Source organism: Nocardioides sp., assembly GCF_029937575.1.
GTDB lineage: Bacteria > Actinomycetota > Actinomycetes > Propionibacteriales > Nocardioidaceae > Nocardioides.
Genome location: NZ_JAPYPS010000098.1, coordinates 1 through 10,779, shown reverse-complemented (window position 1 = coordinate 10,779; position 10,779 = coordinate 1). Strand labels below are relative to the sequence as shown.

The following is a 10,779-nucleotide window of genomic DNA, read 5'->3' as shown; positions in this document are numbered from 1 at the left end:
GCCGCAGGCGATCCTTGACGGCGGGAGCAGGTCGGCTACGCGCGCGGCCCCACCCCGGGTGACCACCAGGACCAACCCTGAAGCAACAGACCGGTCACGCGCGCGCCCCCATCAGGACCACGTCCGACCCCAAGCGGCCCAAGCGGTCAGAGCGGTCAGAGCGGAGCCGTCAGGACGATCTCGCCGGCCTCGTCCATCACGACGACCTCGGTCGCCTCGGCCCGCATCAGCGCCGACTGCAGGTTGCAGGTCATCTCGTTGCGTCCGGTGCCGATGAAGGCACCGGCGGTCACGAACTCGCCGGTGGTGCCGTCACGGAAGGCGGCCTCGAAGACGTCGCCCTTGGCGAACCCCTTGCCGCTCATCCGGAGCTCGACCCCCCACGTGTGGGCGACCAGCCCGGAGGTCTCGATCTTGATGCGGGAGGAGCCGCCACTGAGCGTGACGGGCTCGATGGTCACCGAGGGCGGCGCCTCGGTGACGGTGACCGTGGCCGGGGGCGGGGTCGGGGCCGTCGACCCCGGTGACGTGCTGCGGCCGATGAGGACGCCCCCCTCCAGGGCGACGAGCACGACGACGGCTGCCGCCGCCCCGAGGCCGGCGCGCCACGCCGTACGGCGTCGGGCCCGGGCGCGGGCGCGGGCGACCTCGTCGGACTCCAGCTGCTCGCGCTCGCCGGCGACCTGGTCGCGGATGGCCGCGCCGAGGTCACCGGGAGGCAGCGCGGGGAGGTCGAAGTGGCGGGCGTCGACGAGGTCGAGCATGGCGCCGAGGGGGGCGATCTCCTCGAGGTCGGCGCGGCACGCCGCGCACCCGTCGAGGTGGGCACGGACCATGGCCTGGTCGGCCTCGCCGAGGTGTCCGAGGGTGTAGGAGCCCAGCAGGTCACGCAATCGCTGGTGCTCCTCGTTGCTGCCCAGGTCCCAGGTGTTCACGGTGTCACCCCCATCTCGTCGATCGCCACTCTCAATGCCTTCAGTCCGTAGAACACCCTGCTGCGCAGGGTCCCGACCGGGATCCCCAGCTCTGCAGCGACCTCCTCGTAGGGCCGCTCCTGCAGGTGGGTCCGCACGATGGCGACCCGGTGGTGCTCGGAGAGGTGCCGCAGCGCCTCCTCGACCACCCAGGACGTCATCATCCTCTCGACGGGGTCGCCCTGGTCGGAGCCGGCGAGGTCCTGCACCGTCGGAGGGTCGACGAGGTTGCCCTGCCAGGGCCGCACCTTCGCTGCTCGCGCGTGGTCGATCATCGCGTTGCGGGCGATCCCGAAGAGCCACACGCGCAGGGAGGCGAGCGTCGGGTCGTAGCGCTCGGCAGAGCGCCAGGCCTTGATGAAGGTCTCCTGGACGACGTCCTGGGCAGCGCCCTGGTCGCCCAGTCCGCGCAGGACGAACCGGTAGAGCTCCGGGCCGTGCAGGAGGTAGGCGGCGTACACCTCGTCCTCGTTGCTCAACCCCGCCACGGCGGTGTCGTCCATGGGCACACCCTTTCAGCCGCGGGCTCGGGTCGACGTCGTCCTGGGTCTGTACGGCGCCCGGCGCGGCCCCGTTCACCCGTCTGGGTGACTCCTCGTCGTGGTCTGGTCCGGGGCCCATCCGGATCCGGGACTGCGTCGAACCTGTGATGAACGCAACCGCTGCGGGTCCCGTAGTGACTCGCGAGGCCGCCTCGTGGTGGTCGCGTCAGGGGGTGCTCAGCGCCCGACCGAGATCCGAGAGGAACACGAACTGATGAACCCATCGAGGACCCGAGCGGTCCGGCTGCTCACGGGCAGTGCTGCTGGAGCGCTCGCGCTCGGCGCGCTGGCCCTGGTGCCGGCACCCGCAACGGCAGCCGCCGTACCCGACCGGGCAGGACTGGTGAGCGCGGCCCCCGTCGCCTCCGCCGCCGCACCCCGCATCGACGACACCGACTACGACGTCGCCCGCAAGGCGACGCGCGAGGCGGCGAAGAAGAAGCAGAAGGCGAAGAACTCCACCGACGTCAAGAACCAGAAGCAGCTGCGCAAGGCCGTCGCGAAGGCCAACAAGCGCAACGGCACCGACAAGATCGTGCTGACCTCGACGGTGCGCCTCAAGGGTGGCAGCGGCAAGGGCAACGGGGCACGCAAGGGCGACCTCGACGTCACCGACGACCTGATCGTCGAGGGCGGCGGCTTCCAGGTCAACGCCAAGGGCGTCGACCGGATCTTCGACGTGACCTCCGGGGTCCGACTGGACGTCAAGAACGTGACCCTCAAGCGAGGCATCCCCGCCGCCGGCGAGAGCGGTGGCGCTGTGCGCGGCACCGGTGCGACCGTCGTGCTGAGCAACGTCACCGCCAACCGCAACCGCGTCACGGGCGTGGGCGCCTCCGGCGGCGCGATCATGAACGACGACGGCGTGCTCGTCGTCCGCAACTCGGACCTCGTCAGCAACTCCGCGTTCCGCGCGGGTGGCGCGATCGAGGCCAACGCCGGCTCGACGACCGTCAACCAGACCCTGCTGGGTCGCAACTCGGCGGGCGACGGCCCCGGCAACGGCGGCGCGATCCACCTGACCGGCGACGGCACCGTCTCGGTCAACAAGAGCGAGGCCAACCTCAACATCGCCTCCGCCGAGGGTGGGGCCTTCTGGAACTCCCTCGAGGGCATCTTCGCCGTCACCGCGACGACGTTCGAGGCCAACGAGGCCAAGGGCGCTGCGGCCGACGAGGGCGGTGGCGCGCTGTACAACGAGGGCGGCGCCCTGTTCGTGGTCACCAGCGAGATGCTGGACAACTCGGCCACCGGCACCTCCGGCTCCGGCGGCGCGATCTTCAACAACGACGGCGAGCTCGGCGTCGAGAACTCCACGATGTCGGGCAACTCGGCCAACCGCGCCGGTGGCGCCATCGAGGCCAACGCGGGCACCACCGAGGTGCTCGACTCGGCCATGCGCGGCAACTCCGCAGGCGCCAACCCCGGCAACGGCGGTGCCCTGCACCTCTCCGGCGCCGGCACGGTGCTCGTCTCCGGCGGTCGCGTCGTGGACAACACCGCCTCCGCCGAGGGCGGCGGCCTCTGGAACTCCGCCGTGGGCTCGATGGACGTCGCCCAGGTGAGCGTCACGGGCAACACCGCTGCGGGTGCGGCTGCCGACAACGGCGGCGGCGGCCTCTACAACGACGGCGGCACCATGACGGTGCGCGGCTCGAGCCTGGAGGCCAACGACGCGACCGGCGCTGCCGGCTCCGGCGGCGGCATCCTGAACAACCTCGGCGACCTGACCGTCGTGAACTCCACGATCAACGGCGGCTCGGCCAACCGTGCCGGTGGCGCGATCGAGGCCAACGAGGGTACGACGACCATCGTCCGCTCCTCGCTGGAGTCGAACGCCGCGGGCGCGGCCCCCGGCAACGGTGGCGCCGTGCACCTGACCGGCCCCGGCGCGGTCGTCGTACGGGCCAGCTCCTTCGGCGCCAACACGGCCTCGGCCGAGGGTGGCGCGCTGTGGAACTCGGCCGGCGGCACCATGTCGATCGAGCGCAGCGACATCGTCGGCAACACCGCCTCCGGCGCTGACGCCGACCAGGGCGGTGGCGGCGTCTTCACCGACGGTGGCGACCTGTTCATCGTCGACTCCGACATCCGGGAGAACAGCGCCGACGGTGCGGCCGGATCCGGTGGTGGCGTGCTCAACAACAAGGCCACGGTCGAGATCGTGTCCTCCACGCTGATGAACAACAACGCGGTGCGCGCCGGTGGCGGCGTCGAGGCCAACGAGGGCTCGACGACCATCCGGGCGGGCTCGGTGCTGTCCAACAACCTGGCCTCGGCCGCTCCCGGCAACGGCGGTGCCCTGCACCTGTCCGGCGCGGGCACGGTCGACATCGTCAACACGGAGGTCTCCGGCAACACCGCGGCCCTGGAGGGTGGCGGCCTGTGGAACTCGGCTCCCGGTGTGATGACCGTGACCGGCTCCGACATCTCCGGCAACGAGGCGCTCGGTGCGGCCTCCGACAACGGTGGTGGCGGCCTCTACAACGACGGTGGCGACCTGACGGTCACCGACTCGACGGTCTCCGGCAACTCCGCGTCCGGCGCCGCCGGATCGGGTGGTGGCGCGCTGAGCAACACCGGCACGCTGGCCATCTCCGGCTCGACGTTCGACGGCAACGACGCCCAGCGGGCGGGTGGCGCCATCGAGAACCTCGCGGCCACGGTCACGATCGAGGACTCCGCACTGTCGACCAACGTGACGGGCGCGGCCCCGGGCAACGGCGGCGGCCTGCACACCTCCGGCGCCGGTGACGTCACCGTCACCGACTCGACGGTCACGGGCAACACCGCGGCCGCCGAAGGTGGCGGACTGTGGAACTCCGGTGTCGGCACCATGACGGTCACCGGCACGCTGGTCGACGGCAACTCCGCGGCGGGCAACGACGCCACGCAGGGTGGTGGCGGCCTGTTCCAGCAGGACGGCGCGACCGGCACGCTGACGGTCACCGACTCCGTCGTGTCCGGCAACTCCGCGACCGGCACCGCCGGCTCCGGTGGAGGCGTGCTCAACGACGTGGGTGGCACGGTCACCATCACCGGCACCGAGATCTCCGGCAACGACGCCCAGCGCGCCGGTGGCGGTATCGAGAACAACGCCGGCACGGTCACGATCGACGACTCGTCGCTGGACACCAACACGGCGGGTGCTGCCCCCGGCAACGGTGGCGGTCTGCACACCACCGGTGACGGCGACGTCACCGTCACCAACTCCGAGGTCACGGGCAACACCGCGGCCGCCGAGGGTGGCGGGCTGTGGAACTCGGCCGTCGGCACGATGACGGTCGACAACACGCTGATCGACGGCAACTCCGCGGCGGGCAACGACGCCACGCAGGGTGGTGGCGGCCTGTTCCAGGACGCCGGCGCCGGGACCCTGACGGTCACCAACTCCGTGGTCTCCAACAACACCGCGACCGGTACCTCCGGCTCCGGTGGTGGCGTGCTCAACGACCAGGGCACCCTGGTCATCAGCGACACCTCGTTCTCCGCCAACGACGCGATCCGCGCCGGTGGCGGCATCGAGACCAACGCCGGCACGGTCACCCTGACCGATGTCGACCTGGACGCCAACACCACCGGGGCCAACCCTGGCAACGGTGGCGGCTTCCACGCCGGTGGCGCCAACACGGTGGTCTACACCGGTGGCACGGTGTCCGACAACGATGCGGCCAACGAGGGCGGTGGCCTGTGGTGCAGCAACTCCGGCACCTTCACCGCCACGGGCATCACGTTCACGGGCAACACCGCTCCCGATGGTGCCGACGTGTACCACCAGGACCCGGGCGCCACGCCCTCGGTGAGCACCTGCTCCATCAACGGCTCGCTGATCCCCCAGGGGACCGGCACCCCGTGATCGATCGCTGATCGGTCGCTGATCGGGCAACCGGTCGGCGGCTGATCGGCGGCTGATCGGCAGCTGGCCCACACAGCAGGCCCCGACGACTTCGGTCGTCGGGGCCTGCTGCGTGTGTGGTCGAGGTGCGTCAGCCGACGTCGCTGCGCACGTAGCGACACATCAGGAAGCTCTCGGCCGTGAGCACGTGGGCCAGCTCGAAGCCGGCGACGGTCTCCAGGCCGGCGGTGCGCGGCGTCGACCTGGTGCCGGCGAAGGTGGGGGAGACGGTGATGTCGGCCTCGTCGAGCAGGCCGTCGGCCACGAGCGACTCGAGCAGCGTCGGCCCGCCCTCGCACACGATGCGGCGCAGGCCCCGGTCCTCGAGGATCGAGAGGATCGAGGCGGCGCTCGGCCGCGGCTCGGGGGCAGTGACCAGCTCGCAGTGCTCGTGGGCGAGCGCGGCGCGCGCCGGGTCGGGCGCGGCGCCGGTGATCACGATGGGTCGGATCGTCGACTCGGCGAACAGGGGTCCGGTGAAGTCGAGCTCCAACGAGCCGCTGACGATGGCGAGGACCGGGGCCGGGGCCAGGCCGGCGGCGGCGCGAACCTCCGCGTCCGCCTCGGCGGCGCGCAGCGGGCCGTAGCCCTCGGCGCGCACGGTGCCTGCGCCGACGAGCACGGCGCCGGCCAGTCGCCGTACGGCGTGAAAGACGGCCTTGTCGACGCTCGAGGAGATCGACCCGCTCAGGCCGTCGGGACCGGCGGCGGCGCCGTCCAGGGTCGTCACCATCATCGCCCGCACCCAGCGCCGCTCCGAGGCGTGGTCCGGCCACGGGTAGGCGTCGCGCACGTCGTCGTCGCTCAGCCCGGCCGACGGTCCGTCGTCCCCGGTGCTCCAGATCAGGTCCATCCGGACGAATCTATCCGCGCCGGCCCCACCCCTCCGAGCGGGCTCGGGAATGTCCCGGGGCGCTCCGGGGTTGCCGCCCACTGTGAGCCCCGAGACCCGCGACGACTCCCGCCGCGTGTCGCTGACCCTCGGACTGCTGTTCGGGATCGCCGGGATGGGCTCCTCCTCGGCCGCGATCGCGGTGCCCCTCATCGCCGACGACCTCGCCATCGGCCAGGGGACGGCGACCTGGACGATCAGCCTCTACGTGCTCATGCTCGCGGTGACCACGGCCGTCTACGGGCGCGTCTCGGACCTGCTCGGCACCCGGATCCCGCTGCTCATCGGGCTCGGCCTGATGGCCAGCGGTGCCCTCATGGCAGCCCTGGCTCCATCGTTCTCCGTGCTGCTGGCCGCCCGGCTGCTGCAGGGCGCCGGCGCTGCCGCCGTACCCACGCTCGGTGTCGCCATCATCAACGGTCGCTACGCCGGCGGCGTCCGCGGACTCGCCCTCGGGCGGCTGGCCGCGATGGCGGCCTCCGTGAGCTGCCTGGGCCCGCTCCTGGGCGGACTGGTCGAGACCTGGGCGGGTTGGCGCGCCGTGCTCGCCCTGCCGATCCTCGGTCTGCTGGTGGTGCCGTTCCTGTGGCGGGCGCTGACCGACGAGCGCAGCTTCGCCCGGCTCGACGTGGTCGGGGCGCTGCTGGTGGCGGTGAGCGCGGCCGGGTTCGTGCTGATGGTGCAGTCGCCGTCGACGGGACGGGCGGTGCTGGTCGCCGGGATCGCCCTCGCCGTCGTCGGGTTGCCGTTGAGCGCTGCCTGGGTACGCCGTCACCCCCACGGCTTCCTGCCCCTGTCGGTGATCCAGAACCCCATCGTGCTGCGCAACGCCTTCGCCGGCGCGTCCGTGCCGGCCGGGTGGTTCGCGCTCCTCGTGGCCGTGCCGGCCGTCCTGCTCGCCGACGGCTGGGAGCCGTGGCAGGTCGGTCTGCTCCTCGTGCCGAGCGCGGTCATCGCGCTGTTCGTGCCGCGGCTCACCGGCCCCCTCATGGAGGCCGTCGGCCCGACCCGCTCGCTCGCCTTCGCAGCCGTCATCACGACGGTTGCCCTGGGCGTGGCCGCGCTGGGCTCCGCGCTCGTGTGGCCCGCCCTGCTCGCCATCGCGGTGATCCTGGTGACCGTGGGGTTCGGGGTCGGGCAGCCGGCGCTGAGTGCCGCGGTCGCCGACGGCGTCGAGCCCGAGGTGCGCGGCGTGGCGCTCGGCGTGTCCACCCTGGTCTTCCTCGTCGGCGGATCGGTCGGCTCCGCCGTGGTCGGCGGGCTCGGCGGTGTCTGGGGGATCGGGTACGGCGTGCTGCTGCTCGCCGTACTGCCGGTCGCGGCGCTGGCCGCGTTGGCGCCCGAGCTGGTCGGGCGGCGCGAGCGCCAGTCGGTGGGCGTCGTCGACTGACGTCGTAGCCCGGCGTCGTCGACTGGTGCCGTCGCCCGGTCCGGATCCGGCCGGCCCGGCGGTCAGGTGGGTGGGTGGGAGCGCTCTGTCACAGTGGAGACATGCAGATCGGGATGACCCTGCCGGTGATGGAGCCGGACCTGTGGCGCCGCGGACCCGACGTCCTCGAGGAGTGGGCGCGCGCCACCGACGAGGGACCGTTCGCGTCGCTGTGCTTCGGCGAGCGGATGGCCTTCGACAACCCCGAGACGCTCACGCTCCTCGGTGCGGTCGCCGCGTGGACCTCCCGGGTGCGGATCGTGACCACCGTGATCGTGCCCCAGCTGCACGACCCGGTCCTGCTCGCCAAATCGTTGGCCACCGGTGACCAGCTCTCGCGCGGCCGTCTGACGGTCGGCTTCGGCGTGGGCGGGCGCGAGGAGGACTACCGCGCCGTCGGGGGAGACCTGGCCACCCAGACGATGGGCGACATGGCCTCGCGCGTCGCGGTGATGAAGCAGGTCTGGGCCGGCGAGCACGTCACCGACTCCGTCCGTCCCGTCGGTCCGCCGCCGGCGCAGGCCGGGGGCCCCGAGCTCCTGGTCGGCACGATGGGACCCAAGACGATCCGCAGCGCCGCGGCGTGGGCCGACGGTCTCGCCGGCGTCACCCTCGACCTCGACCTCTCCGCGGTCGGCGACCTCTTCGACCTGGCCCGGCGTGCGTGGGTGGAGGCGGGTCGCGGGGTGCCGCGGCTGACGACGTCGTTCTGGTTCGCCCTCGACGACGGGTCCGGCGCCGCGCGCGACCAGGTGCACCGTCACCTGCGGCACTACATGAACTGGCTGCCCCAGCAGCTCGTCGACGCCATGGCACCGACCACCGGCTTCGCCGGCACGCCCGACGAGCTGCGCGACGTGCTCGAACGGCTGGCCGACCTCGGCGCCGACGAGGTCCACCTGATCCCGACCGCCTCCGACGCGGCGCAGGTCGAGCAGGTGGCCGAGATCGTCGGGGACCTCGTGGGTGACCTTGCGGGTGACGTCGTGGGTGGGGGTGTGGCGTGAGCGCGCTTCGTCGTTCCCGCGCGGGCGTCGACGACGGCCCGGGCACCTGGGTGACGGCTGCGGTCGTGTCCGGGGCGTTCGTGGCCCTGCTGTACGTCGTCGAGCTCGCCGACGTGATCGCCGACCACCGACTCGACCGGCTCGGCGTCGAGCCGCGCTCGGCCGACGGGCTCTGGGGCATCCTGTTCGCCCCGGTGCTGCACGGCAGCTGGACCCACCTGGAGGCCAACACGGTGCCGGCCCTGGTGCTCGGCTTCCTCGTGCTCTTCTCCGGCATCGCGAAGGGGCTCGAGGCGACCGCGGTGATCTGGGTCGTCGGGGGCGTGGGCGTATGGCTCGTCGCGCCCACCAGCTCCATCCACCTCGGTGCGTCCGTGCTGATCTTCGGGTGGCTCGTCTACCTGATGCTGCGCGGGATCTGGACGCGTCGCGTCGGCCAGATCATCCTCGGGATCATGCTGTTCCTGCTCTACGGGACGCTGCTCTTCGGCGTGCTGCCGGGTCAGCCCGGCATCTCGTGGCAGGGGCATCTGTTCGGCGCGGTGGGCGGCGGGTTGGCTGCCTGGTTGATCCGCTTCGACGAGTAGGTCGGTGGGGTTGGTGGTGCGGCGGGGTGGGGTCCAGATCGCACAATTGTGCCGTTGTGGCAGGGAATCGAGCGCAGACCGTGTCACAACTCCACAATTGTGGGATCTGGACAGGGCGGCCCGAGCCCTCAGTCGGCCAGTGCCGCCGCCAGGTCCCTGATCGCGGCGAGCGGGGCGTCGTACCCGGGGAAGTAGCAGCACACCCGCTCGGCCACGTCGCCGAAGCGGCGCTGCAGCTCGGCGGCGCATTCCTCCGGCGTGCCGCGCACCGCGATGGTCGAGATCATCTCGTCGCTGACCAGCGCCATCATCGCGGCGACGTCGCCGGTCTTCGAGAGGGCGTTGAGCTCGGGCTGGAGGTCGCCCCAACCCTCGACGTCGAGGACGGGACGGTAGGCGGGGGTGGAGCCGTAGAAGGCGAGCAGACCGCGTACGCCGAGGTCGGCTGCGGCTTGCTCGTCGGGGGTCCGGCCCATCGCGGTGATCGCCTGCGGGTAGATCGCCATCGACTCCCGTCCGCCCAGCTCCAAGCCCTCGCCGACCGCCACCATCGTGCGCTCGCGGAAGTGGCGCAGCGAGTTGAACGGCATCACCAACAGGCCGTCGGCGACCTCGGCGGCCGTGCGGGTCATCAGCGGACCGAGCGCACCGAGCAGCACCGGCGGGGCGCCGTACGGGTTGGGGCCGGGGACGAACGTCGGCGGCATCAGGGTGTGCTTCGTGTGCTCGCCGCGGAAGTCCAGGCGGGTGCCGTCCTGCCATGAGCCGAGGATCGCCTTGACCGCCAGGACGATCTCGCGCATCCGGGCCGCCGGCGGCGACCAGGTGGCGCCGTACCGCTTCTCGATGTGGGGCTTGATCTGCGAGCCCAGCCCGAGCCGGAACCGTCCCTGGCTCATCAGCTGGAGGTCCCAGGCGGCGTTGGCCAGGTGCATCGGGCTGCGCGGCATCGCGATCGCCACGTTGGTCATCAGGTCGGTCTCGACGACGCTCGCGGCGGTGGCGAGCGGGAGGAACACGTCGTGCGGTCCCTCGAACGTGAAGAGTCCCGCGATGCCCGCGCCCACCAGCTCGCGGGCGCGTTCGGCGACGAGGTCGGGGCGGGCGTCGAGCTGGACGTCGAGGAGCATGGGGCGATCCTAGAACGCGTTCTACTCCTCGGCGCGGTGAGCAGCCTTCCAGGCTCCGCTGGGTGAGCAGCACAGAGCTCGAGGCAGGGGAACGGGCCGTCCGCGAGGCGGCACAGGCCCAGGACGACCCCAGCGCGAAAACCACCCCGATGGAACCTCGCTTTCTGGTCATTGACTACAGCCGCCGCGGGTAAAGAGCGGTTGGCTCGGGCAATGACCTCACATCGCAGCACGATCCTGATCGCAGCCGGAGCACTGGTTCTCGGCTCCAGCGGCGCTGCCGTCGCCGGCGGCCTCATCACGGGCAAGGACATCAAGAACGG

8 protein-coding genes are annotated in these 10,779 nt (G+C 72.0%); 4 read left to right on the top strand and 4 right to left on the bottom strand.

Translation table 11 applies throughout. The features are described from left to right. Positions 1 to 155 precede the first annotated feature (155 nt). Positions 156 to 935: a zf-HC2 domain-containing protein gene (locus Q1K33_RS19690; protein ID WP_300406464.1), complete on the bottom strand. Its 780-nt coding sequence runs from the start codon at positions 933 to 935 to the stop codon at positions 156 to 158. Beyond that, positions 932 to 1,477, bottom strand: a complete 546-nt coding sequence (locus Q1K33_RS19685) for a sigma-70 family RNA polymerase sigma factor (protein WP_300406462.1) — start codon at positions 1,475 to 1,477, stop codon at positions 932 to 934. Before Q1K33_RS19685 ends, Q1K33_RS19690 begins: the two co-directional genes overlap by 4 nt. A 253-nt stretch (positions 1,478 to 1,730) precedes the next feature. Between Q1K33_RS19685 and Q1K33_RS19680 the strand changes: the two genes are divergently transcribed. After that, positions 1,731 to 5,372: a hypothetical protein gene (locus tag Q1K33_RS19680; protein ID WP_300406460.1), complete on the top strand. Its 3,642-nt coding sequence runs from the start codon at positions 1,731 to 1,733 to the stop codon at positions 5,370 to 5,372. Between the two features lie 130 nt (positions 5,373 to 5,502). Here the strand turns inward: Q1K33_RS19680 and Q1K33_RS19675 are convergent, their stop codons facing one another. Further along, positions 5,503 to 6,264, bottom strand: a complete 762-nt coding sequence (locus tag Q1K33_RS19675) for a dihydrofolate reductase family protein (RefSeq protein ID WP_300406458.1) — start codon at positions 6,262 to 6,264, stop codon at positions 5,503 to 5,505. Positions 6,265 to 6,346: 82 nt separating this feature from the next. On the opposite strand from Q1K33_RS19675, the gene Q1K33_RS19670 reads away from it, so the two are divergent. From Q1K33_RS19670 to Q1K33_RS19660, 3 genes are all read left to right on the top strand, one after another. Then, positions 6,347 to 7,693 (top strand): MFS transporter, encoded by a 1,347-nt coding sequence (locus Q1K33_RS19670; RefSeq protein ID WP_300406456.1) that lies wholly within the window; start codon positions 6,347 to 6,349, stop codon positions 7,691 to 7,693. 101 nt (positions 7,694 to 7,794) lie between these two features. Then, complete coding sequence (locus Q1K33_RS19665) at positions 7,795 to 8,739, top strand: LLM class flavin-dependent oxidoreductase (RefSeq protein WP_300406455.1); 945 nt, start codon at positions 7,795 to 7,797, stop codon at positions 8,737 to 8,739. After that, positions 8,736 to 9,326, top strand: a complete 591-nt coding sequence (locus Q1K33_RS19660; RefSeq protein WP_300406453.1) for a rhomboid family intramembrane serine protease — start codon at positions 8,736 to 8,738, stop codon at positions 9,324 to 9,326. Before Q1K33_RS19665 ends, Q1K33_RS19660 begins: the two co-directional genes overlap by 4 nt. 128 nt (positions 9,327 to 9,454) lie before the next feature. Here Q1K33_RS19660 and Q1K33_RS19655 read toward each other — a convergent pair whose 3' ends face one another. Continuing rightward, positions 9,455 to 10,456 carry a TIGR03617 family F420-dependent LLM class oxidoreductase gene (locus Q1K33_RS19655; protein WP_300406451.1) on the bottom strand — a complete coding sequence of 334 codons (1,002 nt, stop codon included), beginning with the start codon at positions 10,454 to 10,456 and terminating at the stop codon, positions 9,455 to 9,457. Positions 10,457 to 10,779 lie beyond the last annotated feature (323 nt).